This window comes from Embleya scabrispora DSM 41855 (genome assembly GCF_000372745.1).
In the GTDB taxonomy this organism is placed as follows: Bacteria; Actinomycetota; Actinomycetes; order Streptomycetales; family Streptomycetaceae; genus Embleya; species Embleya scabrispora.
The window spans coordinates 1-22,863 of sequence record NZ_KB889747.1 but is presented as its reverse complement, the minus strand read 5'-3'; the positions used below and the strand labels follow the sequence as shown (position 1 = coordinate 22,863).

18 protein-coding genes, 1 tRNA gene and 1 rRNA gene are annotated in these 22,863 nt (G+C 71.0%); 11 read left to right on the top strand and 9 right to left on the bottom strand.

Annotated elements, in window-relative coordinates; all coding sequences use genetic code 11:
* Positions 1 to 146 precede the first annotated feature (146 nt).
* The 4 genes from rrf (at position 147) to A3IC_RS0151260 (ending at position 3,412) form a co-directional block, all read left to right on the top strand.
* A 5S ribosomal RNA gene (rrf, locus tag A3IC_RS0151275) occupies positions 147 to 263 on the top strand.
* A gap of 82 nt (positions 264 to 345) precedes the next feature.
* Positions 346 to 762 carry an SDR family NAD(P)-dependent oxidoreductase gene (locus tag A3IC_RS0151270; protein WP_079027234.1) on the top strand — a complete coding sequence of 139 codons (417 nt, stop codon included), beginning with the start codon at positions 346 to 348 and terminating at the stop codon, positions 760 to 762.
* 107 nt (positions 763 to 869) lie between these two features.
* Positions 870 to 1,790, top strand: coding sequence for an oxygenase MpaB family protein (locus A3IC_RS0151265; RefSeq protein ID WP_020557817.1), 921 nt, complete (start codon positions 870 to 872; stop codon positions 1,788 to 1,790).
* 80 nt (positions 1,791 to 1,870) lie between these two features.
* A complete protein-coding gene (locus A3IC_RS0151260) occupies positions 1,871 to 3,412 on the top strand; it encodes an acyl-CoA synthetase (protein WP_020557816.1) in 1,542 nt (513 codons plus the stop codon).
* A gap of 102 nt (positions 3,413 to 3,514) precedes the next feature.
* Here A3IC_RS0151260 and A3IC_RS0151255 read toward each other — a convergent pair whose 3' ends face one another.
* Together A3IC_RS0151255 and A3IC_RS0151250 are read right to left on the bottom strand one after the other, a co-directional pair.
* Entirely contained in the window at positions 3,515 to 5,167 is a 1,653-nt protein-coding gene (locus A3IC_RS0151255) for an acyl-CoA synthetase (protein ID WP_020557815.1), read from the bottom strand.
* A gap of 289 nt (positions 5,168 to 5,456) precedes the next feature.
* Complete coding sequence (locus tag A3IC_RS0151250; protein ID WP_158696475.1) at positions 5,457 to 6,827, bottom strand: hypothetical protein; 1,371 nt, start codon at positions 6,825 to 6,827, stop codon at positions 5,457 to 5,459.
* A 478-nt stretch (positions 6,828 to 7,305) separates the two neighbouring features.
* On the opposite strand from A3IC_RS0151250, the gene cspE reads away from it, so the two are divergent.
* Together cspE and A3IC_RS0151240 are read left to right on the top strand one after the other, a co-directional pair.
* Positions 7,306 to 7,509, top strand: a complete 204-nt coding sequence (gene cspE, locus A3IC_RS0151245; protein WP_020557813.1) for a transcription antiterminator/RNA stability regulator CspE — start codon at positions 7,306 to 7,308, stop codon at positions 7,507 to 7,509.
* A gap of 199 nt (positions 7,510 to 7,708) precedes the next feature.
* A complete protein-coding gene (locus tag A3IC_RS0151240) occupies positions 7,709 to 8,191 on the top strand; it encodes a hypothetical protein (protein WP_020557812.1) in 483 nt (160 codons plus the stop codon).
* 42 nt (positions 8,192 to 8,233) lie between these two features.
* Here A3IC_RS0151240 and A3IC_RS0151235 read toward each other — a convergent pair whose 3' ends face one another.
* Positions 8,234 to 9,121, bottom strand: a complete 888-nt coding sequence (locus tag A3IC_RS0151235) for an aminoglycoside phosphotransferase family protein (RefSeq protein ID WP_020557811.1) — start codon at positions 9,119 to 9,121, stop codon at positions 8,234 to 8,236.
* Between A3IC_RS0151235 and A3IC_RS72315 the strand changes: the two genes are divergently transcribed.
* Complete coding sequence (locus tag A3IC_RS72315) at positions 9,120 to 9,335, top strand: hypothetical protein (RefSeq protein ID WP_020557810.1); 216 nt, start codon at positions 9,120 to 9,122, stop codon at positions 9,333 to 9,335. The genes A3IC_RS0151235 and A3IC_RS72315 overlap by 2 nt on opposite strands.
* A 231-nt stretch (positions 9,336 to 9,566) precedes the next feature.
* Positions 9,567 to 10,985 carry a DNA-binding protein NsdB gene (locus tag A3IC_RS0151225; protein WP_020557809.1) on the top strand — a complete coding sequence of 473 codons (1,419 nt, stop codon included), beginning with the start codon at positions 9,567 to 9,569 and terminating at the stop codon, positions 10,983 to 10,985.
* Positions 10,986 to 11,102: 117 nt separating this feature from the next.
* On the opposite strand, the gene A3IC_RS61475 is transcribed toward A3IC_RS0151225, so the two are convergent.
* The 4 genes from A3IC_RS61475 to A3IC_RS0151205 all read right to left on the bottom strand — a co-directional run bounded on the left by A3IC_RS61475 (position 11,103) and on the right by A3IC_RS0151205 (position 17,016).
* Complete coding sequence (locus tag A3IC_RS61475) at positions 11,103 to 12,749, bottom strand: PP2C family protein-serine/threonine phosphatase (protein WP_020557808.1); 1,647 nt, start codon at positions 12,747 to 12,749, stop codon at positions 11,103 to 11,105.
* A 238-nt stretch (positions 12,750 to 12,987) separates the two neighbouring features.
* Positions 12,988 to 14,181 (bottom strand): acetyl-CoA acetyltransferase, encoded by a 1,194-nt coding sequence (locus A3IC_RS0151215; RefSeq protein WP_020557807.1) that lies wholly within the window; start codon positions 14,179 to 14,181, stop codon positions 12,988 to 12,990.
* A 2-nt stretch (positions 14,182 to 14,183) separates the two neighbouring features.
* On the bottom strand, positions 14,184 to 15,641 hold the full coding sequence (locus tag A3IC_RS0151210) for an OB-fold domain-containing protein (protein WP_020557806.1): 1,458 nt from the start codon (positions 15,639 to 15,641) through the stop codon (positions 14,184 to 14,186).
* Between the two features lie 118 nt (positions 15,642 to 15,759).
* Positions 15,760 to 17,016 carry a CaiB/BaiF CoA transferase family protein gene (locus A3IC_RS0151205; protein WP_106669274.1) on the bottom strand — a complete coding sequence of 419 codons (1,257 nt, stop codon included), beginning with the start codon at positions 17,014 to 17,016 and terminating at the stop codon, positions 15,760 to 15,762.
* A gap of 441 nt (positions 17,017 to 17,457) precedes the next feature.
* Here A3IC_RS0151205 and A3IC_RS61470 point away from each other — a divergent pair, with 441 nt between their 5' ends.
* Both A3IC_RS61470 and A3IC_RS0151195 read left to right on the top strand, forming a co-directional pair.
* Complete coding sequence (locus A3IC_RS61470) at positions 17,458 to 18,003, top strand: MarR family winged helix-turn-helix transcriptional regulator (RefSeq protein ID WP_020557804.1); 546 nt, start codon at positions 17,458 to 17,460, stop codon at positions 18,001 to 18,003.
* Entirely contained in the window at positions 18,000 to 19,835 is a 1,836-nt protein-coding gene (locus tag A3IC_RS0151195) for an MDR family MFS transporter (RefSeq protein ID WP_020557803.1), read from the top strand. The genes A3IC_RS61470 and A3IC_RS0151195 overlap by 4 nt, the downstream gene beginning before the upstream one ends.
* A 177-nt stretch (positions 19,836 to 20,012) precedes the next feature.
* Here the strand turns inward: A3IC_RS0151195 and A3IC_RS0151190 are convergent, their stop codons facing one another.
* The gene (locus tag A3IC_RS0151190) at positions 20,013 to 21,545 is read right to left on the bottom strand and encodes an MFS transporter (protein WP_020557802.1); all 1,533 of its coding nucleotides are present in this window, start codon (positions 21,543 to 21,545) and stop codon (positions 20,013 to 20,015) included.
* A 104-nt stretch (positions 21,546 to 21,649) separates the two neighbouring features.
* On the opposite strand from A3IC_RS0151190, the gene A3IC_RS61465 reads away from it, so the two are divergent.
* Positions 21,650 to 22,654, top strand: coding sequence for a helix-turn-helix transcriptional regulator (locus tag A3IC_RS61465; protein WP_020557801.1), 1,005 nt, complete (start codon positions 21,650 to 21,652; stop codon positions 22,652 to 22,654).
* A gap of 112 nt (positions 22,655 to 22,766) precedes the next feature.
* Here A3IC_RS61465 and A3IC_RS0151180 read toward each other — a convergent pair.
* A tRNA-Val gene (locus tag A3IC_RS0151180) sits at positions 22,767 to 22,841 on the bottom strand.
* Positions 22,842 to 22,863 lie beyond the last annotated feature (22 nt).

The following is a 22,863-nucleotide window of genomic DNA, read 5'->3' as shown; positions in this document are numbered from 1 at the left end:
AGGCCGAGGACTTGTCCTCAGTTGCTACGCGTCCACTGTGTGGTTCCCGAACCGCAATCGGTTTCGGGGAACCCGTTTGATAATTGAATCACCGCATGTGATTTCTGGTTCACCGAACGGCCCGTGATTGTCGGGTTCGATGGTTTTCCGGTGGTCTTGGCGGAGAGGAAACGCCCGGTCTCATTCCGAACCCGGAAGCTAAGCTCTCCAGCGCCGATGGTACTGCACTCGAAGGGGTGTGGGAGAGTAGGACGCCGCCGGAATTTACGTGTGAAAGGCCCGCCCCTTTTGGGGGCGGGCCTTTTGCGTTTCCCGGATTCAAGATCTCCCAATTCGCTGCGGCGCGTGCCTGACCAGGACGTGCGCACCGTGACCGGGGCCAACAAAGGCATCGGGCGCGAGGTCGCGGCCGGCCTCGCCGCCTTGGGCCTGACCGTGCTCGTCGGCGCGCGGGATCGGTGCCGGGCCGGGGAGGCGGCGGCCGGGTCGGTCGCGGCGGGGGGCGACGCGTACCCGCCGTCCAAGGCCGCGCTCAACGCGCTCACCGTGCAGTACGCCAAGGCTTTGCGCGCGGACGGCATTCCGGTCAACGCGGCGGCCCCGGGCGCGTGTGCCACGGACTTCACCAAGGACCTCGGGTCGGCGTATTCGATCACCCGAACCGCCGCCCAGGGCGCGGCCGTCGTCATCCGGTTGGCCACGCTCGAAGGGGACGGCCCCACAGGAGGCTTCTTCGACGACGAGGGCCCGGTGCGCTGGTGACCGGGTGCCGTGCCGGTGGCCGCCGACCGCGCCCCGCCTCCGCCGGTCCGGAGTCGTACGCTCGTAGTCCAGGTGGGAATCGGGTTCGGATTCGCGTTCGGGAAGGTGTGCCGGTGGGCGTTCCACAGCAGGGCCGGGAGAGTGACGAGGTCGGGCTGTTCGGGCCCGATTCGGTGACGTGGCAGTTGCACGCCGATCCGGTGATGTGGGTGGCCGGTGTGCGGGCGCTGTATCTCCAGGCCCTGCATCCGCGGGCGGTACGCGCGGTCGTGCAGAATTCCGACTTTCGCAAGGACCCCTGGGGGCGGCTGATCCGGACCGCCGACTTCGTCGGAGTGACGACCTACGGAACGCGGACCGAAGCGGAGCGCGCGGGCGCGCGGGTGCGGCGGATCCACGACGTACTCAGGGCGGTCGACCCGGTGACGGAGCAGACGTATCGAATAGACGAGCCGGAGCTGCTGCGCTGGATCCACTGCGCGGAGGTCGGGTCGTATCTGTCGGTCGCCCGGAAGGCCGGCTTCCCGCTCACCGACGAGCTGGCCGATCTGTACTTGGCCGAGCAACGCCGGTCGGCGGAACTGGTCGGGCTCGCGGCCGACGAGGTGCCGGGCTCGTCGGGCGAGATGGATCGCTATTTCACCCGGATCCGGCCCGAGTTGGCCATGTCAGACGAGGCCGGGAGCATCTTCGACTTCCTGCGTCGGCCGCCGGTGCCGTTCGTGCTCGTACTCGGGCGTGAGGTGTTGTGGCGCCAGGTCGCGGAGCTGGCGTACGCGGCGTTGCCGCCGTGGGCCAAGGAACTGTACGGGTACCGCGGGCTGCCGTCGGTGGTGGCCGGCCCCGGCCTCAAGGGGCTGCGTCGGGTCGTGGGCGCGGCGACGCCGGTGATTCGCACGGTGTACCCGTCGCCGCACATCAGGGGTGCGATGGAGCGGCTCGGGCCCGAGGTCGAACCGTCGGCGGCGAGGCTGCCCGGGGCCGGTGTTGTCGTGCAGGCCACAGCCGGAGAGCCCGCCAATAAGTAAGGTCCCCTTTCTTTCTGGGCGCGCTGCCGTCACAATGTCAGACATTGTCAAGTAACCCGGCAGCTCGAAGGGAACCGCACGTGGCGAACGGCTTCTGGGCCCATGCGCAGGCCAATCCGGACCGGCTCGCGCTGGTCGACCCCGATGGCGCCGAGTGGACCGCGGGGGAATTGTTCGCCGCGTCGAACCGGCTCGTGCACGGGCTGCGGGCGGCGGGCCTGGGCACCGGCGACGTCTTCAGCGTGATCCTGCCGAACTGCGCCGAGTACATCGTGGCGTACATGGCGGCGGCGCAGGCCGGGCTGTACATGGTTCCGGTGAACCACCACCTGGTCGGCCCCGAGATCGCCTGGATCCTCGCGGACAGCGAGTCCAAGGTGGTGATCGGCCACGAGCGGTTCGCGGACACGATCGTGGCCGCGGCGGACGAGGCCGAGTTGCCCGCGCAGGCACGGTTCGCGGTCGGCGCGGTGCCCGGCTTTCGGCCGTTCGCCGAACTGACCGAGGGCCGATCGGCGGAGTCGCCGGCCGAGCGCAGCGTCGGCATGACGATGAACTACACCTCCGGCACCACCGGTCGCCCGCGCGGCGTGCGCCGGCCGCTGTCCGGGGGATCACCCGAAGACGCCCGATACGGCGGCACGTTGCTGATCTACGGTGTCAAGCCGCACGACGACAACGTGCACCTGGTCGGCTCGCCGCTCTACCACACGGCCGTGCTCCAGCACGCGCAGCAGTCGCTGCACATCGGCCACGGCGTGGTGCTGATGGACAAGTGGCGGCCCGAGGAGATGTTGCGGGTGATCGACCGGTACAGGGTCACCCACACGCACATGGTGCCGACCCAGTTCCACCGGCTCCTGCAACTGCCCGACGAGATCAAGGCCAAGTACGACGTGTCGTCCATGCGGCACGCCGTGCACGGCGCCGCGCCCTGTCCCGATCACGTCAAGCGGCGGATGATCGAGTGGTGGGGGTTGTGCGTCGAGGAGTACTACGCCGCGAGCGAGGGCGGCGGCACGTTCTGCTCCGCGCAGGAGTGGCTGGATCGGCCCGGGACGGTGGGCAAGGCGTGGCCGATCAGCGAGATCGGCATCTTCGACGACGACGACAACCGGCTGCCGGCCGGCGAGATCGGCACCGTGTACATGCTGATGCGGGCCGGCAAGTTCCGGTACCACAAGGACGAGGAGAAGACCCGCAAGGGGCGCATCGGCGACTGGTTCACCGTCGGCGACGTGGGGCTGCTCGACGAGGACGGCTACCTGTACCTGCGTGACCGCAAGATCGACATGATCATCTCCGGTGGCCAGAACATCTACCCCGCCGAGATCGAGAGCGCGCTGCTGCGGCACCCCGCGGTGGGTGACGTGGCGGTGTTCGGCATCCCGCACGAGGACTGGGGCGAGGAGGTCAAGGCGGTCGTCGAGGCCAACGAGGGTTTTGTCGCCGGCCCCGAGTTGGCCGCGGAATTGCTCGCGTTCTGTGTCGAGCAGCTCGCCACGTACAAGCGCCCGCGCACCGTCGATTTCGTCGACGCGATGCCGCGCGACCCGAATGGCAAGTTGCAGAAGCGGCGGTTGCGCGATCCCTATTGGGAGGGCCGCGAGCGGGCGGTCTGAGGCGAAATACGAATACACCGCCCGGGATTTCCCCGGGCGGTGTATTCGACGTTTCCCGTGAAGATCCGGATCAATGCGACGAATCTTTTCGAACGCGTTCCGCTAAGCGGATTCGGGCGCGCTTTCCGGCGTGTTCTCCGGTGCGGACGCCACCGCGAGCGCCCATTGCAGGTCCGGCTTTCCGGTGGGCGTGCGCTGGGTCTGTTCGACAACGCGCATGACCCTGGGCACCTTGTATCCGGCGATCTTGGTGCGGCAGTGCTCCTGGATGTCCTCCAGGCTCGGGGCCCGGCCCTCGCGCGGCTGCACGACCACCGCGACGGTCTGGCCCCAGCGCGGATGCGGGACGCCGACCACGATCGCGTCGTAGACCTCGGGATGGGCCTTGACCGCGCCCTCGACCTCCTCGGTGAAGATCTTCTCGCCGCCGGAGTTGATCGTCGCCGAGCCGCGGCCCAGCAGCGTGATCCGGCCGTCCCCCTCCAGGCGGGCGTAGTCGCCGGGCACCACATAGCGGGTGCCGTCCGGGCCGGTGCGGAAGACCTCGGCCGTCTTGACCGGGTCGCCGAGGTAGCCGAGCGGGATGTTGCCCTTGCGGCCGAGTCGGCCCACCACCCCGGCGGGCAGCGGGTTGAGGTCCTCGTCCAGGACGACCGAGTCGGGGACCGCCTTGACGGTGATCCCGCTCTGTTGCTCGGTCTGGCCCTTGACCGCGACGCCCACGCCGTTGGCGCCGGACTCGGAGGCGCCGATCGCGTCGCTGACCACGATTCCCAGGCGCTCCATGAACTCCTCCTTCAGCGACGGCGAGAACAGCGCCGCGCTGGAGGACAGGGCGAACAGGGAGGACAGGTCGTAGGACTCGCGCCCGTCGCGCGGCTCGGCGAGGGACTCCAGCAACGGGCGGGCCATCGCGTCGCCGGTGATCAGGATGACGTTGATCTTCTCGGCGGCCACGGTCTCCCACACGGCGTGCGCGTCGAACTTGTCGATCAGCACCACGCGGTGCCCCTTGGCCAGGTTCTGCAGCACTCCCCACTGGGTCGCGCCGTGCATGAGCGGCGCGATCGGGAAGGTGGTCATCTGACCGTTGCGGCCCTTCTCGACCATCTCCTCGGGCCGGGATATGCGTTGGCCGTTGGTGGGGTCGATGCCGCCGCCGAGGGCGAAGATCACGTCCTCCTGGCGCCACACCACGCCTTTGGGCAGGCCGGTGGTGCCGCCGGTGAACAGCAGGTACAGGTCGTCGGCCGAGCGCGGCTCGAAGTCGCGCTCCGGCGCGCCGGCCGCCATCGCGTCCTCGTACCGCACCGCGCCCAGCGACTCGGCGGTGACGCCGCCCGCGGCGGGCTCGGTGCCGTCCTCGACCACGATCAGGTGACGCAGCGAGCCGACCTTGGGCGCGACCTCGGCGACCCGGTCGGTGAACTGCCGCTGGAAGACCAGCGCGACCGGTCCGGCCTGGTCCAGCAGATAGGCCAGCTCATCCGCGACATAGCGGAAATTCACATTGATGCAGACGGCTCGGATCTTGTAGATCGCGAGCATCGCCTCCGCCCATTCGATGATGTTGTAGGCGTAGACCGCGACATGGTGGCCGGGCTGCACACCGGAGTCCCGGAGGTGATGGGCGAGGCGATTCGCCCGCTCCTCCAGAAGGGCATATGTACGGCGTTCACCGTTCGCGACGATCGCCTCGCGTTCGGGGTATTCCCCGGCCGCGCGCTCGAAGAGGTCGGCAAGGTTGAATTCCATGGGCGGAGCGTAAGGCGTGGGCCCGCCGATATTCCAGAGGCAATATCGTTTGGGTGGCCCCGGGAAACTGTGACACTGTCGACCGCCGCGAACACTTGACTGCGGCAAAGATGTGGGCTGGGGCGGTACGGCGAGCCGGCGCACCCGCGGTGACCTCGGACGACGGGCGTCTGCCCGGTCGCCGAGACCGAAACCCCGAGGCCGTCACCGAGGCGAGGTCGAAGCCGAAGCCGAAACGGGAGTCGATCCCCGGGCGGGAGCCGCGGTCGAACCGCCGGGCGCAGGCGCCTCAGCGCGAGGCGTACTCCCGCAGGCGTGGGCGCGCGCTCGCCGACACGAGCACCACGCACACCCCGAGCACGGCGATCGGCACCCACGGCCAGCCGGCGAGCGCGTCGTCCGCGCTGTCGGTGCGGTCCTCGAACTCGGCCAGGTCGGCGGCCGCGACCTGGGCCAGCGCGCTTTGGTAGTCGTAGAAGTCGAAGGCCAGGTTGCCGCGGCCGACCTTGGTGGCCAGGCCGACGGCGACATCCAGCCGGCCCTCGGCGACCGCCGCGCGCAGCGCTCGGTCGTCCCGGCGGAAGGCATCCAGTCGGGAGGCCACGCGCTCGTTCGGCACCGCCCGCTGCAACTGCGCGGCCTTGGCGGCGAAGCTCTCGCCGTACGCCCGGGCGCGATCGGGCAGGATCACGAACCGGCTCTCGTCCGCGTTCGCGTCCGAGGCGGTCGCCCGGGCCCGAGCCAGCGCCAGGAACGGGTCGAACGCCTGCGTCTGCGCGTCGCGCAGCCGAGAGGCGTGGTCGGCGAACAACGCGGCGGCGGTGCCGGTGAGCACGGCCACCGCGATGGTCACCGCGGCGAGCCCCGGAGCCAGGACGCGGTGGAACCGGCGGGCCCACCGGATCTGGCCGACGATCAACACGGCCAGCAGCAGCGTGCCGACCAGCCCGACCACCAGCGCCGCCCAGCGCGCGTGGGTGCGGTCGGAGTCGGCGTCGGAGGCCAGCTTCTCCTCGGCGCCGCGACCGAGCGCGTCGGCGGCCGGCAGCAGGTCCTCGTGCAGGAGGCTGGTCGCGCTCGCGAAGTAGTTGAGCGCGAGCATCGGCGGGCGCCCGGCCGGGCGGTCCTGCACCTGCTCGTCGGCCAGGCGCGCCTGCGCGACGTAGGCGTCGTAGCGGCCGAGCCCGTCGATGAGCGTGCCGACGGTCGCCACCGGCGCGCCGCCGGCGGAGAGGCTCTGGATGTCGGCGGTGATCCGGGCGCGCCGCTCGCGCATCTGTCGCAGTGCCAACTGCCGGTTGCCGATCTGCTCGTCCGAACCGACCAGGAGCACGTTGGCGACCTGCGCGTCGAGATCGGCGAGCGCGAAGTACAGATCCGCCGCGACGGCGGCCCGCGGGGCGGAGGTGTCGGCGACCTCGCCGAGCCCGGAGCGGGCGTTGCCGGCGCCGACCGCGATCACTGCGGCCAGGGTGACGATGCCGGTCAGGATCAGCGCGACGAACCCGTACACCCGAGCCGGGACCGCGCCCACCCGCCGCAACCGGCGCACCCGTATTCGTCGGGCCCGGTCGGGCGACGGCGCGACCGGCGCGACCCGCGGCGGCGATGGCGCGTACGCGGGTGTCGGTGGCGCAGGCGGAGCGGTCGGTGCGGCCATGCCGAAACGGTAGGCAAACGGCGCGAAGAGCCAACCATGAACCGATGGCGCCGACGCGAAGACCGAGTGAACATCCGTGTGTTCGAAGGGTGTTCGGAAAGTGACCGGAAGCCTGTCGGGAAGCGGCCCCGACTGACGCTTGGTCAGCCCCCGGTTGCGGCCAGTTGCGTCACCCGCGCGGATGAACCGTGCGGCGTGTGCCGGCTATGCCCCCCGTTGATCGCTTTGGTGACGGTCGGATTCGCACTGCGAAGGGCTGTTGCGGAGCACTCGTTGGCATGTAGCGTTGTCCGCGGTTGCAGCAGTAGATGTAGTTCCCTCGCACGTCCAACGCCTGCGGACATCAACAGCCGTGGGCGTTTTTCGCTCCTCACAGCGAGGGCATCCCGGGGTAACGCGGGGAGTGGGACCACTCGACGGTTCGCGACCCGGGCATCACGAGGTGTGGTGTCTGTGGGTTACGTGAAGGAATCAAGACATGGCCACCGGTACGGTCAAGTGGTTCAACGCCGACAAGGGCTACGGCTTCATCTCGCAGGACGACGGCGGCGCTGACGTCTTCGTCCACTTCTCCGCCATTCAGACGAACGGCTACCGTTCGTTGGAGGAGAACCAGCGCGTGGAGTTCGAGGTCACGCAGGGTCAGAAGGGCCCGCAGGCCGAGATGGTTCGCCCGCTCTGAATCGGTCCCGCGGCTCCGGCAACGGACCGCAGACCTAGCAAGGCCCGCGCCCGTGCAGGGTGCGGGCCTTGGGGCGTTCTTCGGGTCTTTTGGGATAACCCGGGCGGCTTCTGTCGAATGCCGCCTTCCGTGGGATTTCACCGGGTGGGTCGGATCGTGCGTGGCCGGCGGCGTGGTGAGGGGCCACTAGCATGTCTGTATGGGTTTCCTGCGCCGCCGCCCCCCGTCCGGGCCGGATTTCGACGTTCTTGCCATCCCCTTCACCGACTGGCCCGGCTCCGTGATCGTGGCCATGTTGCCGGGGGAGGACGGCAGTTGCCAGGGGATCTTCGTCCGCTACGACCTGCTGGCCAACCGCGGTCCCGCGATGCTGATCGGCAACCTGCCGCCCGGCTCGCCCGCGCGTGAGGAAGGCGTCGGCCGGATCGAGGCCCAGCAACTGGTCGCGGCCCTGGGCCACGAGGAGATGCCCGAGGAGTTGTCCACCGAGGACACCCCGGTCATGCTCGGCGACGACCTGCTGATCATCCGCAAGATCAAGTACGCCGAGGGGCGCCTGGCCTGCGTGGAATTCGACCGCAGCGACAACGTCATGGTGCGCATCGTGACCTGGGACCGCCCGATCACCGACGACGTGTTCCAACTGCTCAAGCCGATCCCCTCGGACACCTTCGGCGGCTGAACGTCGGCCAAGCGGGGCCGCGGGGCCACCCGGCCCCGATGGTCACCGGGTGCCGATCGCCGCGCGGACGGCTCGTCGCACCATGCCGCAGTCGTCGTGCAGCCGGCGCAGGAGGCGGCGCTGGTCCTCCCCGCCGGGCCCCACGTCGTTGAGCCGGATCTCGCGGACGAGCACCAGCATCAGGTTGACCAGGAACGCGTCGCGGGAGAGGGAGCCCGACTGCTGGGCCGTCTGGATGATCTGGCGGCGGGTCATCGGATCCCGGGCCAGCAGGGTCCACAGGACCGCCAAGTCGTAGCCGGGCAGGTGGTAGCCGGAGGACTCCCAGTCGACCAGCGCCGCGCCCTGGGCGGTCAGCAGCACGTTGGACAGCACCGCGTCGCCGTGGCAGAACTGCGCGGGCACCCGACTGAGGCCACGCAGGAGTTGGGCCAGGTCGCCGGCGTCGCGGTCGGTGAGCAGGCCGAGCTTGTGGTAGCGGTCGACGCGGGCCGGATAGTCGAACGCGAGCGGGAACGACCCGGGCGGGGGCTTCCACCGGTTGAGCGTGCCGAACGTGTGCAGTACGGCGCGGACGTCGGCGCGGGCCATCGCGGTGCCCGGGTGGCGTTCGTTCGCGGCGGGCCGGCCGGCCACGTGCTCCATCACCAGGATGCGCCGTTCGGGGTCGGCGGCGATCAGTCGCGGCACCCGGACCGGTGGCCGCTGGCGGGTGAAGGTGCGGTAGGCGTTGACCTCGTGCCGAAAGCGCTGGAGCCAGTGCGGCGAGGGATCGGTCAGATACTTCACCACCACCGGGCCGCGCCCGACCGAACCGGACAGGAGCAGGGAGCGCGGTGTCCGGCGCAGCACGGCGCCGGCGGTGAAGCCCGGACAGATCCGGGCGGCGAGCGCGGCCACCGCCTCCGGACCGGGAATCTGCTGTGCCATGCGAGGTACTCCCGGGCCCGCTCCGCCGGCCGGGGCCGGACCGGTCGCGACCGCGGCGTTCGCCGTGACCGCGGTGTTCGTCGACGCCACCGTGCCGGGCGCCGAACCACCGGAAGGCGTACGCCTGTTCGGACCGGGAGTGCCCGGCCGTGAGGTCGCGGAACCGGGATTGGCCGAGCGGCCGGGGGTGGTGGACGTCGTGGCTGACATGTAGACCTTCCTGCGCTGCCGATGGGCGGATCCGGCCGCGCGACGGGTGGGGGCCCACGTGCCGGATCCACCATCCACAACACTCCGAGGTCCGGGTGGTGATCCACGTGGCGAGCCCTGGCGAACCATGGCGAATCGGAGCCGGCTGCTCCGGACCCGGCTAGCCTCGGTCCGGCAGGCGGCCTCAGACAGGACGCTTTCGAGCCACGGTCCCCACATCAACGGGCGGTTTGCAATGCGCCGGGAACCCAACACCAAACTGGTGGACCTCTTCGCCCTGACCGGGTGGTCCAAGGGCGAACTCGCCCGACTGGTCAACCGTCGGGCCGCCGCGATGGGCCATCCTCAGCTTGCCACGGATACCTCCCGGGTCCGGCGCTGGCTGGAGGACGGCGAACGGCCCAGGGACCCGGTGCCCCGGGTTCTGGCGGCACTTTTCACCGAGCGGCTCGGGCGTGTCGTCACCTCCGAGGACCTCGGCCTGACCGGCCGCCCCCGGCACAACGCGCAGGTGGTGCAGGAGGACCTGCCGTGGAGCACCGAGCGCACGGTGACCGCGCTGACCGAGTTCACCGGCATGGACCTGATGCTCAACCGGCACGGCCTCGCGGGCAGCGGCTTCGCGCTCGTCGCGGGTCCGGCCCTGGTGGCCAATTTCGATCGTTGGCTCACCCCCGGGCTCGGCATGTCCCATCCGCGCGGCACGCCGGCCGATCCGGTCTCGTACGGCCTCGTCGACGCGGGGCCGATCGGCGCCGAGGAGGTCGGCGCGCTGGAGAACGCGGTCATCGTCTTTCGCACCTGGGACGCCGATCGTGGTGGCGGGCTGCAACGCAAGGCGGTGATCGGCCAGTTGAACGAGGTCGGCAATCTGCTGACCTATCCCAATCCGCTGCCGATCACCCGTCGGCTGTGGAACGTGGCGGCCAACCTCGCCGCGCTCGCGGGCTGGATGTCGCACGACGTGGGCCTGGATCCGACCGCGCAGAACTACTTCGTGATCGCGGCGCACGCCGCCCGGGAGGCGGGCGACCTGGCGCGCGCGGCCGAGGCGCTCTCGCGCGCCGCCCGGCAGATGGTGCACCTGGAGCGACCGGCCGACGCGCTCGCGCTGATCGAGTTGGCGCAACGTACGGCGGGCGATCGGGCGGGGGCGACCACGCGCGCGATGTTCCACACCGTGGAGGCATGGGCGCAGGCCGCGCTCGGCCGGCCCGCGGACTGCCGGCGCACCCTGGGCCGGGCCGAGGCGGAGTTCGGCCGATCGCGCCCGGACGAGGATCCGGACTGGGTGGCCTTCTTCGACTCGGCCGACCTGCACGGCATGCAGGCGCTGGTGTACCGCACGCTTGCCGAGGTGGACCCCACGGCGGCCGGCCGGGCCCAGGAACACGCCGAGAAGGCACTGGAGTTGCGCGCCCGCGGACACGAACGTTCCAAGACCTTCGACCTGATCTCGCTGGCCTCCGCGTGCCTGCTCGACGGCCGACCCGATCGCGGCGTACACCACGCCCGCCTCGCGGTCCGCGCCGCCGGCGAGGTGAGTTCCAAACGCACCTGGGATCGCCTGGAGGTACTGCGCAAACTCACCGACCGGTACCGCGACGTCCCCGAAGTCCACGCCTTTCGCCGGGAACTCGCCGAGGGCTCCTGAACCACGACCGTGCTCGCCGGCCCCCATCACGCCCACCCGGACCACCGACACCCGCAGCCACCCACCGGCGGCCGCGGGTGGGCGGGTGGGCCCATCCATCCCGAGCCGAGCGAAGCGCTACCGCACGCACACCGCCATCACGCACGCGTCGTCCTCGTACCGGGTGTGCCCGAGTCGACTCAGCACCACGTCCACGCACGTCCTGGCGTCCGCGCCGAGCAACCGCGGCCCCAGGCCCAGGAGCGCGCCGACCGCCTCCTCCGTGCCGCGCCCGCGCCGCTCGACCAAGCCGTCGGTGAAGATCAACAGCACGTCCCCGGACAACAGTTCGACCCGAGCCTCGACGAACTCCGGTTCGTCCAACGCCCCCAGCAGCACTCCGAACGGCGTGTCCAGCGCCCGACCCGCTCCGTCCCGGTACAGCAGCGGTGGCGGATGACCGCCCTGCGCCCAGGTCAACACCCGCTCCACCGGCTCGAATCGGGCGCACACGGCGGTGGCCACCTTGTCCGCGGGCAACGTGTGCACCACGATCCGGTTCAGTGCCGCCAGCATCGCCGCCGGCCCCGCCCCGGTCATCGCCACCCCCTGCAACGCGCCGCGCAGCGTGGTCATCCCGGACGCCGCGGCGACCCCGTGCCCCGACATGTCGCCGACCGCCAAAAGCACGTCGCCGCCCGGCAACGCGAGCGCGTCGTACCAGTCGCCGCCGACCTTCGAGTCCTGCTCGGCCGGGAAGTAGCGGGTGGCCACCTCCATGCCGGGCAGGCTGATCGGCCGGGTCCACCACGGCATCACCACGCGCTGGAGCTCGGTGGCGATCCGATGCTCGGAGCGCACCAGCCGGCGCTGGGCCAGCAGCTGCGCCCGGGTCCGGGTCAACGCCTCCTGGGTGCGCCGCAGTTCGGTGATGTCACGGAGCAACGCCCAGACCGCGTGCGGGGTCCCGTCCGCGCCGAGCACCGGCTCGCCGACGAACTGCACGGACACCCGGGTGCCGTCCGCGCGCACGATCCGGAACTCGCCCTCGGCACCGTTCGCGTGTTCGAGCAGTTCGCGCACCAGATCCGCGACGAACGCCCGGTCCTCGGCCGCCGCATGCCCCACCAACTCGGCCAGCGGCAGCGGTCCGAGCGCGGGGTCGCGGCCGAACAGCGCGTACATCTCGGTGGACCAGCGCACGTCGTCGCGATCGAGGTGCCACTCGGCGCTGGCCACCGGACCCGAGCCCGGAGACGGGGGCGGGGCGACCCGGCGCTGCTCGGGCAACAGCCCGTCCGGGTCCGGTTCGACGAACAGCCCTTCCGGGTCCGGTTCGACGAACAGTCGGCGCAGGTGCCGCCAGGGCAGCGCGGCGTCCTCCCCGTCGCCGGGCGCGAACGGCGCGGCGGGCCCGACATCCGGTGGGCGGACCGTACTGCGCGCCGGCATGCTGGTCGCCGGGCCCGGATCGTCGGCCTGCCGATGCTCCGGGTCGTCGGTGTCCAGACTCAGTCGGGCCAGATACTCCGCCGCCTGACCGAGGCTGCCGGCGAGCAGATCGCACAACAACCCCCGCCGGTGTGCGACCTCGACGGCCGCCGCCTCCTCACCCGATCCGGTGCCCGGTGCCGCACTCGCGCATTCGCCGGCCGAGCCCGGGCGCACGCCGAATCCGCCGCGCAAAGCCTCAAGTTCGGCCCGCATCCGGCCGATGTGCGCGAGCCATTGCGCCGGATCAACCACGAGGGGTCCGTCCACGGGGTGTTCGGGCCGTTCGCGCATCCGCTCGCGCTCCTCCGGACATGAGGTGGCAGGGGTGCAATGACTGTCGCACATCAAAGGCCCGGACGCGGATGAAACCACGGGAACCATGATGCTTGTGGCAGATTGCCCATTTCCGGTGTCCGGGGATGGCGAAAGGGGCTCGAACGCGACCGCGATCGAGCCCCTCACCAGCCTTGACGACCAAAACCCGACGCGGGCTCGACCATCTTCGAACACCGCGCGGGCGACACGCCGATCAGCCGATTTCGCTGCCCAGGATGGAGATGAACGAGACCATGTCGCCGGGATATCCGCCGAGGTTGTGGGTCAGCGCGAGCTTGCGGCCGTCCGCCGGGATCCGCCGCTCCGCCGGCGCCTCGTCGCGCAGCTGGAGCCACGCCTCGAACATCATCCGCAGCCCGGACGCGCCGACCGGGTGGCCGAAGCTCTTCAGCCCGCCGTCCGGGTTGACCGGCAGCCGGCCGCCCAGGTCGAACGCGCCGGCCAGCACGTCCTTCCACGCCGTGCCGCGGTCGGCGAACCGCAGGTCCTCCATCAGGACCAGCTCGGTCGGCGTGAAGCAGTCGTGCACCTCGGCCATCGCCAGTTCCTCGCGCGGGTTGCGCACCCCCGCCTGGCGGTAGGCGTCCTCGGCGCACGCGGCGATCTCGCGGAACGTGGTGTAGTCGTATTCCGGGTCGATCACTCCCGAGCCGTTGCCGGCCACCAGCGACAGCGCCTTGATGTACAGCGGCTTGTCCGTGTACAGATGCGCGTCCTCGGCCCGCACCACGATCGCCGCCGCCGCGCCGTCCGCGACACCCGCGCAGTCGAACACGCCCAATTGGCCCGCGAGTTTGGGCATCGCCGAGATCTTCTCCGGCGCGATCTCCTTGCGGAACTGGGCACGCGGGTTGCGCGCGCCGTTGTAGTGGTTCTTCGCCGCGATGTGCGACAGCACGTCGCGCATCTCCGCCTCGGACACGCCGTACTTGTCCCCGTACGCGGGCACCACCATCGAGAACATCGCCGCCGCGGTGAGCGTGCGGGCGGTGCCGTCACCCGGGATCGGGAATGCGTTCAGGCCCTGGAAGCCACCGTCCTTGACCTTCTCCACGCCGACCGCCATGGCCACGTCGTACGCGCCGGACGCGACCGCGTACGCGGCCTGGCGCAGCGCGTCGGATCCGGTCGCGCACATGTTCTCCACGCGGGTGACCGGCTTGCCCTGCAACTGCAGCGGCTTGGCCAGCGTCAACCCGGACATCCCCGACTGCGCGGTGCCCAGCCAGTAGGCGTCGACCTGCTCCTTGTCCACGCCGGCGTTCGCGAACGCCTCGGTGGTCGCCTCGATCAGCAGGTCGTCGGTGCCCCGGTCCCAATGCTCGACGAAGGGGGTGCACCCCATCCCGACGATGGCGACGCGGTCCTTGATGCCGTGCGATCCCATGCCTATGCCTCCTCGGCGGCTCGGGCGGTCCGCACGGGGCGGGCCTTCCAGAAGTAGTTGTGGATGCCGTCGGCACTGCCCAGCCGGCGGAAGGTCGGCTCGACCCGGTCGCCGATGGCCACCTCGGTCGCGTCCATGTCGGTCAACTCGATCGGCAGCCGCCCACCGTTGTCGAAGTCCACCACGGCGAACACCACGGGCGGGCTGGGCGAGTACGCCATCCGGTCCACGGTGAACGTCTTGACCGTGCCGAGCACGTCGGCGGTGGGCACCGGCTCCATGTCGTCCACGTTGCCACCGGTCATCGACACGCGCTGCGGCGGCAGGTGCACGGCACCGCTCTCGCGATCGCGCGAGCCGACGAAGCCGTACTTCCACTCCACCGAGCGCACGGCCGCCGAGGACGAGGTGCGCGCGGGCTCGGGCCGGCGCGGCGGCTCGACCGGGAGCAGCCCGCGCCACGCGAGGTACTTCCCGTACGGCAGCGGCGCGCCGCCGGCGATCTGCTCGGCGACCGTGCGGGTGGGCCGGTAGGCCGCGAGCGCGTCGGTGGTACGGAAGAGGAACACCTCGGCGCCGTCGGAGAGCACGACGAGCGCGACCACTTCGCCCGGTCCGGCATTTTCCAGCGTGGCACTCAACAAGAGACCCGGGTGCGCCGCGCCCGTGTTGCCGACGGTGGCGGCGAGGTCGTCGCCCAGGACACCCTCGCGCACCCCGAGCCTTCGACCCAGTCCGGCGACCGCGCGCCCGTGCAGGCCGGCGATCACCGCGTGGTCCACCTGGTCGGCGGTCAACCCGGTGGCTTTGAGCGCGTCGGTCCACGCCTGCCGACCGGCGGCGAGGTAGTTGTTCTCGCCGAACTTCTCCTCCCACAACTTCGAGCGCACGTCGCCGGGGGTGCGCCAACGGTCGACGAACTCGGCCGTGGCGGACGCGCCGCCCAGATACTCGGCGAGCACCGGGCCGTCGGCCGGACCGCCGACCAGCAGCGCGGCCGCGCCGTCACCGCCGGCCGCCTCGTCGCCGCTGCCGGGCAGGCCGACCCGGATGTCCGCGCCGACCACGAGCGAGGCGCCTGCGCCGTCCAGGGCGAGCCGGAGCAAACCGGCCGCCGAGCGCACCGAGCCGGTGGCGTCCATCGCGGGCACCGAACCGTCCAGGCGCAGCGCGGCGTGCATCGCGGTGGCGTTGGTGCGGTCCGCGTACGCGGGCGCCACCGTCGCGAACAGCAGCGCACGGGGATGGATCTCGGGTGTCGCGCGCAGTGTGTTGCGGGCCGCCTCGACGCCCAGGGTGGTGGTGTCCTCGTCGAAGGAGGCGACCGTGCGGGTGCCCTTGCCGCCGCCGGTGCCGGCCACGGCGGCGATGGTCTTGCGGTCGAGGCGCCGGTAGGGGAGATAGGCCCCGTACCCGAGGATGCCGCGTCCCGTCGAAACTGCGGTTCCGTCAGTCGTCATTTCTCCGCTTCCGCCTCGTTCCACTTGGGGTTCGTCCCACTTGGGGTTCGTCGCGTTCTTGCGTCGCCGCCGGCCGCTGGGGCCGCCGTGCGCGGTGGGTTCGGGGGCGCGTGGTCGGCTACGGGGTCTCCAACCCGATCGCGCCGTCGGCCGCGAGCCGGTCGATCTCCGCACGGGACAGGCCCAGTTCGACCCCGAGCACCTCGGCGGTGTGTTCGCCGACCCAGGGCACCCGGGTCTCCGGTCCCTCGGCGACTCGGGAGAGCTTGACCGGGTTGCCGGGGGACAGGACCGGTGCCGGGTCGCCGTCGGTGCGCTCCATCTCGACGATCATGTTGCGGTTGCGGACGTGCTCGTCCTCGATCACGTCGCCGGGGTTGTAGACGGGGCCGGACGCGACGCCCACCCCGCTCAGCGCCGCACACGCCTGCAACCGCGACTTGTCCGCCGCCCAGCCCTCGATGCCCGGGCGCAGGATGTCCTCGATGTGGTCGAACCACTCCTGCGGGCCGGCCAGGCGCGGGTCGCTCTTCCATTCCGGCCTGCCGACCAGGTCGGCGAGCGCCTCGAACATGTGCGGGCGCGCGCACTGGATCAGGAAGTAGCCGTCGAAGGCCCGGAACGAGTGGTTGATCAGCGGTGCCAGGCCGGGGTCCTTCAGACCCATCGACCAGTAGCTGATGCCCGCGTCGTTGAGCGCGACCATGGCGTCGAACATGGAGATGTCCACGTACTGGCCCACGCCGGTCGCATCCCGGTGGCGCAGCGCGGCGAGCACGCCGATCACCGCGAACAGCGCCGAGCCCGAGTCGCCGAGCGCACCCAGCGGGGACACCACGGGCGCGGTGTCCGGGGCGCGCTTGAAGTCGTACAGACCGGCCATGCCCTCGGCGACCGGGGCGTACGCGGGCCAGGACGCGTACGGCGACTCGGTGGTGTTGCCGAAGCCCGATACCGACAGGTAGATCGCGCGCGGGTTGACGGCGGCGATGTCCTCGAAGCCCAGGCCGAGCCGGCCGGCCGTACCGGGCTTGAAGTTCTCGCAGACGATGTCCGCCTTCTCGGCCAGGCGCAGCACGATCTCGCGGCCCTCGGGGTGCTTGAGGTCGACCGTGACGCTGCGCTTGCCGAGGTTGTTGCGCAGGAAGGTGACGCCGACGCGGCGGCCGAGCGGGTCGGTCATCATCGGCAGCGCGGCGCGCCCGGACTCGCCGACGCCGGGCGACTCGATCTTGATGACCTCCGCGCCCAGTCGGGCGAGCATCTGCGTGGCGTAGGGGAGCGCCTGCATCTGTTCGATGGCCAGGACCCGGATCCCGTCGAGCGGCTTTCCGAAGCGTTGCAGGTCGGCGCCTGCCACCTCTCCCACGCGCATGGTCACTCACTCCCTGTTGTGCGGTCGTACATGTGCCGCGCGGTCGACCGGCCGGCCGAGCCTGCTGCAGCCGTGATGCCCGGGACCCGGCGAGGCGTCCGCGGGACACCCCGTGCGAGTGCCCAATAGTCGCGAGACAGGCACCTCGTCACCATAGCTGACGGACAGTCAGATGAGCATGGGTCGCCTCCCGTGCCGCTCGTCACGCAGCCCGGAACACGGCAACGGGCCCGGCCGGGAAGCTTCTCCCGCCGGCATCGGCGCGGCCGCCACACCGCCTGCGCCCGTTCCGCCCTCCCGGCCGCGCCTGCCGCGCCCCCGATCCCCGCGCCCCTGTCGTGTGCCCGTGGAGGCTCATCCCCTGTCGACCCCGAAACGACCCGGCGGGAGTGAGCGCGGGGGATGGAGGCGGTATTGTTGGTTGAGCCATGCAGTTAATGGGTGGCGAGCGACAAGGGGGCGGTCATCGATACCGCGACGACACCGTGTGACGAGCCGACAGCCGGCCGCGCACCCGACGAACTCGGACGCGAACTCGCGCGTCTCATGCGGCTCTCGGCCGCCGCCAAGGCACGCAGTCGCGCCGAAAGCGGACCCGTGCCCGACGGGGGAGACCGGCTGCTCCTGGCCTACCTCGCGATGGAAGGGCCCCGCCGGGTCACCGACCTGGCGGCGATGACCTACCTGGACGTGTCCACGGTCAGCCGGCAGATCGCGTCGCTGGTCCAGCGCGGTCTCGTCGAGCGCCGCCCGGACCCCAACGACGGCCGCGGCACCCTGCTCGCGGTGACCGATGCCGGGGCCCAGGCGTTCGAGATGTACCGCAGTCGTCGGCAGGCCGAACTGGACCGGGTCACCCGCGACTGGTCCGCCGACGAACGCCAGACGCTCGTCCACCTCCTCGGCCGCTTCAACGACGACCTCGAACGCGATCAGGCACCCACGCGCGACGCCGCGCCCGGTGCACCGGAAGGCCGTACCGCATGACCGACACCAAACCGCAGACCGCACCGGACCAGGCCGCGAGCGAAAGCGGCCTGAGCCACCGTCAGATCATGACGATCCTGTACGGCCTGATGGCCGGCATGTTCCTGGCGGCGCTCGACCAGACGATCGTCTCGACCGCGATCCGCACCATCTCCGACGACCTGCACGGTCTCAGCCAACAGGCGTGGGCGACCACCGCCTACCTCATCACCTCGACGATCGCCACGCCGCTGTACGGCAAGCTGTCCGACCTGTACGGCCGGCGCCCGTTCTACCTCGCCGCCATCACGATCTTCGTGGTCGGCTCCGCCGCGTGCACGTTCTCCACGTCGATGTACGAACTCGCCGGCTTCCGAGCCCTCCAGGGCCTGGGCGCGGGCGGCCTGCTGTCGCTCGCGTTCGCGATCATCGGCGACATCGTCCCGCCCCGCGAACGCGCCCGCTACCAGGGCTACTTCCTCGCCGTGTTCGGCACCTCCAGCGTGCTCGGCCCACTCGTCGGCGGCTTCTTCGCCGGCCAGGACGAGATCCTCGGCATCGCGGGCTGGCGCTGGGTGTTCCTGGTCAACGTGCCGGTCGGCGTGGTCGCCCTGCTCGTGGTCGGCAAGGTGCTGCACATCCCGCACACCCGCCGCCCGCACCGGATCGACTGGTTCGGCGCGATCACCTTGACCCTGGGCGTCGTACCGCTGCTGATCGTCGCCGAACAGGGCCGTGAATGGGGCTGGGGCTCGGGCACCTCGACCGCCTGCTACCTGATCGGCGGCATCGGCGTGATCACCTGGATCCTGGTCGAGCGCCGGATGGGCGAGGACGCGCTGATCCCGATGCGCCTGTTCACCGACCGGATCTTCAGCCTCGCGTCGCTGATCGGCGTGATCTTCGGGATGGCCATGTTCGGCGGGTTCATGCTGATCCCGCAGTACTTCCAGATCGTCAAGGGCGCCAGCCCGACCAAGGCCGGCCTGCTGATGATCCCGGTCATGGTCGGCATGATGGGCTCGTCGATCCTCTCCGGCCAGATCACCTCCAAGACCGGCCGGTACAAGATCTTCCCGATCCTGGGCACCGGCATCGCCGCGATCGCGATGAGCCTGTTCGCGCTGTACGTCGACGCCGAGACCTCGCTGGTGACCACGAGCCTGTTCATGGTCCTGCTCGGCGTCGGCCTCGGCCAGTGCATGCAGACGCTGATCCTGGTCGTGCAAAACGCCGTCCCACCCCAGGACATGGGCGTGGCCACCTCGGCCGCGACCTTCTTCCGGCAGATGGGCGCCACCGCCGGCACCGCGGTGTTCCTGTCCGTGTTGTTCAGCAACGTCTCCGGGGAGATCGCCAAGGCGTTCACCCGGGACGCCGGCACACCCGCCTTCCAGTCCGCGCTGGCCGATCCGGCGGTGCTCGCCGATCCCGCCAACGGGCCGGTGATCGAGATGGTTCGGCACCCGAACCCGGGCGGTGCGCAGGGCTCCGGCGTGCTGAGCGACTCCTCGTTCATCCAGCACCTGGACCCGCGCCTGGCCGCACCCTTCAAGGAGGGCTTCTCCGAGGCGATGCAGCTGGTCTTCCTGATCGCCGCGTGCGTCATGGCGGTGGCGTTCGTGCTGGTCTTCTTCATCAAGGAAGTGCCGCTGCGCACGATGTCCGGCCTGCAGGCCAAGGCCGCCGCCGAGGCGGCGGAACGCGCCGACGCGCAGGCGGTGACGCCCGAGCCCGCCTCGGATCCGGCCGACCCGCCGCACGAGCCGGCCGCCGCCGGGTCGGCCTCGACCCACTCACCGGAACAGGACGCCCGCCGCGCAGCCGGCCGCCGGTGGCCCGAACAGGACTGACCCCCCGACCCGCACCCGACCCCGGGTGGCAAACGCGGTACACACCGGCCGACCGGACGGGCTCACCCGCCCTGTCCGGCCGGCCGGTGCGCCCGCATCGCGAGCCGATCGCCGTGCCGTACACCCGTGCCGCGACACCACGCGATGCCCGGATCGCCCGGTCGCCCGCGCACCGGGTCAGGCGACCCGGCCGGCTCGACGCCCCGCGGCCACCCGCCACGCCCACACCGCCGCGCACACGTTCACCACCGCCAGCGCCGCGAATGTCACCACGGCCGCATGCGCCGACGCACCGGCGCCCACACCCGTCGCCGACAGGAACGTGGTGCCGTACGTGGCCACCCCCAGCACCGCGCCGACCTGCATGAGCGTGACCAGCACCCCACTGGCGTCACCCGCGTGCTCGGCCCGCACCCGACCCAGCGCGCTCGCCATCAGCGGCCCGATCACCGCGCCCTGACCCAGGCCCATCGCGGCCAACCCGACCGCCAGCGCCACGCCGCCCTCCCGGCCGCCGTGCACCGAGGCCGCCATGCCGACGTACGACACGGACACCAGGGCGAAGCCCAGATACCCCACATGCGCCCGAATTCGCTCCGGCAACCGTCCCCACCACAACCCGGAGACCGCGAACCCGATCGCGCACGGCACATAGGTCAGCCCCGCCCGCAGCGGACTGTCGCCCAGACCGGACTGCAGGTGCAGCGCCAGGGTGAACAGGAACCCGTTGTAGCTCGCGACCGCGATCAACAGCGCGATCCCGCCGGACAGCAGCCCGGGCGAGCGCAGCACCGCGCCCGGCACCAACGGCGATCCGCCGCGCGCCGCCACCGCCCGCTCGACCACCGCGAACAGTCCCATCCCGGCGACCCCCGCCGCGAGCAACACCCAACCCCACACCGGCCAACCCTGCTCGTGCCCCATCACCAGCGGCACCACCAGCGCGAGCATCGCCGGCGCCAGCACCAGCACACCCGGCACATCCAGCCGACCCCAACCCGGGCGCCCACCCGGATCCGGCCCGTCACCGCCCAGCGCACGCCACCCGACCACCAACAGCAGCACCCCCAGCGGCACATTGACCAGGAACACCGGGCGCCACCCGGTGCCGAACAGATCCGCGCTCACCAGCACCCCGCCCAGGATCTGCCCGACGACCGCACCGCCGGCTATCGCCGTCTGGTACAGGCCCATCGCCGCGGTCCGCCGCCGCCCCTCGAACCGACGCTGGATCAACGTCAACACCTGCGGCACCAACAACGCGGCGCCCGCCCCCTGAAGACACCGGAACACCACCAACTCGCCCGTCGATGAGGCCAGTCCGCAGGCCAGCGAGGCGAGCGTGAACAGCCCGAGCCCACCCAGGTACGCCCGGCCGTACCCGAAGATCGCGCCCAGCCGCGAACCGGTGATCAGCAACATCGCGTAGGCGATCGTGTACCCCGCGATGATCCACTGCAGCCCGGCTCCCGACGCGTGCAGGTCCGAACGCATCACCGGCGCCGCGACGTTGACGATCGACGCGTCCAGCACCGCCATGAACTGCCCGGCCACCAGCACCACCAACAACACCGTGCTCGCGGCTCCGCGGCGGGCCTTCGCCTGCTTGTGCTCCGTCTCCCCGTTCGCGCCCCCGGGAGCGGTGATCGCCCGCTCCACGTCCTCCTCGCGTCGGGCGTCGCTGCCCGACATCAGATCCGTATCGTTCATGGGGACGACTCTGGCCGGTCCCGGGTACCCGGACCAGTAGCCTGGTTATCCGGGTATCACCAGGCACCTGGCAATCGACTCCGCTCCGGGCGCAGGATGGACCGATGACCGGCAGCCCGCGCACCGACGCCGTTCCCGAAGCCGTTCGCGAACAACACGACCGGAACCGGATCGCCTCCGATCCGAGCCCCGCCGACCGATCCGATCCGCCCGACCCCGAGCGGGCCACCCCGCAGTACGTCCGCCCCGCCCGCGCCGCCTCGCGCGCCGAACTCGGCGCCTTCCTGCGCAGCCGCCGGGAGCGGATCACTCCGGACCAGGTCGGCCTGCCCGTCGGCCGCCGCCGGCGCACCCCGGGCCTGCGCCGCGAAGAGGTCGCCCAACTCGCCGGTGTGGGTGTCACCTGGTACACCTGGCTCGAACAGGGCCGCCCGATCAACGCCAGCGCACAGGTGATCGCCGGCATCGCCCGCACGCTGCGCCTGGACGCCGTCGAATTGGAGCACGTCAAGCGGTTGGCCTGCATACCCAGCACGGCAACGCTGCGGGCCGAGAACGCGGTGGACGCGGACACCCGGGTCCTGCTCGACGACTTCGCCACACTGCCCGCGGTCGTGATGAACGGGCGTTACGACGTACTGGCCTACAACGAGCTGTACGCCAGGGTCTTCCCGGCCATGGTCGCCTGCCCCCGGGGTCGGCGGAACCTGATCTGGGAGCTGTTCACCCGACCCAAGTGTTGCAACCCGTTCCACGAGTGGCTCCAGGAGTGCCAGGGCGTGGTCGGCGTGCTGCGCGGCACCTACGCCCGCAACATCGGCGATCCGGTCTGGGACGCGTTCATCGACGAACTGGTGGAGACGAGCCCCGAGTTCGCCAAGGCGTGGGCCGCCCACCCGATTTCGCTCACCCGCAGCCGGGTCAAGTTCTTCCGTCACCTGGACGTCGGCGTGCTGCATGTGCGCGGCATTCCCACGGATCTGGCCGCCTCACCCGGCCAGCGCCTGACCGTGTACGTGCCGCAGGACGAGGAAACCCGCGAGCGCCTGGCCCGACTCACCGCACCGGATTTCGTACCCAGCGCACCCCATACGCACGGGGGAGTGTGAGCGCCCGCACCCGCACGTGCGCGGGGCTCGCGCACCCGGGACCGGTGAACCGGGGGCGGCGAACGTCGAAGGGCCGGCGGATCGTGATGATCCTCCGGCCCTTCGATACCGCTGGTGCGCGATACTGGGATTGAACCAGTGACCTCTTCCGTGTCAGGGAAGCGCTCTCCCGCTGAGCTAATCGCGCGGGCGCCGTGCGTGACCTGCGT

Excerpts from the sequence above, each read along its gene's own strand:
- A3IC_RS0151210 (WP_020557806.1), bottom strand. The coding sequence starts at position 15,641 with ATGACGACTGACGGAACCGCAGTTTCGACGGGACGCGGCATCCTCGGG.
- cspE (WP_020557813.1), top strand. The coding sequence starts at position 7,306 with ATGGCCACCGGTACGGTCAAGTGGTTCAACGCCGACAAGGGCTACGGC.
- A3IC_RS0151205 (WP_106669274.1), bottom strand. The coding sequence starts at position 17,016 with ATGCGCGTGGGAGAGGTGGCAGGCGCCGACCTGCAACGCTTCGGAAAG.
- A3IC_RS0151215 (WP_020557807.1), bottom strand. The coding sequence starts at position 14,181 with ATGGGATCGCACGGCATCAAGGACCGCGTCGCCATCGTCGGGATGGGG.
- A3IC_RS72315 (WP_020557810.1), top strand. The coding sequence starts at position 9,120 with ATGCGAGGTACTCCCGGGCCCGCTCCGCCGGCCGGGGCCGGACCGGTC.
- A3IC_RS61465 (WP_020557801.1), top strand. The coding sequence starts at position 21,650 with ATGACCGGCAGCCCGCGCACCGACGCCGTTCCCGAAGCCGTTCGCGAA.
- A3IC_RS0151250 (WP_158696475.1), bottom strand. The coding sequence starts at position 6,827 with ATGGCCGCACCGACCGCTCCGCCTGCGCCACCGACACCCGCGTACGCG.
- A3IC_RS0151195 (WP_020557803.1), top strand. The coding sequence starts at position 18,000 with ATGACCGACACCAAACCGCAGACCGCACCGGACCAGGCCGCGAGCGAA.
- A3IC_RS61475 (WP_020557808.1), bottom strand. The coding sequence starts at position 12,749 with ATGCGCGAACGGCCCGAACACCCCGTGGACGGACCCCTCGTGGTTGAT.
- A3IC_RS0151235 (WP_020557811.1), bottom strand. The coding sequence starts at position 9,121 with ATGGCACAGCAGATTCCCGGTCCGGAGGCGGTGGCCGCGCTCGCCGCC.
- A3IC_RS0151225 (WP_020557809.1), top strand. The coding sequence starts at position 9,567 with ATGCGCCGGGAACCCAACACCAAACTGGTGGACCTCTTCGCCCTGACC.
- A3IC_RS0151255 (WP_020557815.1), bottom strand. The coding sequence starts at position 5,167 with ATGGAATTCAACCTTGCCGACCTCTTCGAGCGCGCGGCCGGGGAATAC.
- A3IC_RS0151190 (WP_020557802.1), bottom strand. The coding sequence starts at position 21,545 with ATGAACGATACGGATCTGATGTCGGGCAGCGACGCCCGACGCGAGGAG.
- A3IC_RS0151240 (WP_020557812.1), top strand. The coding sequence starts at position 7,709 with ATGGGTTTCCTGCGCCGCCGCCCCCCGTCCGGGCCGGATTTCGACGTT.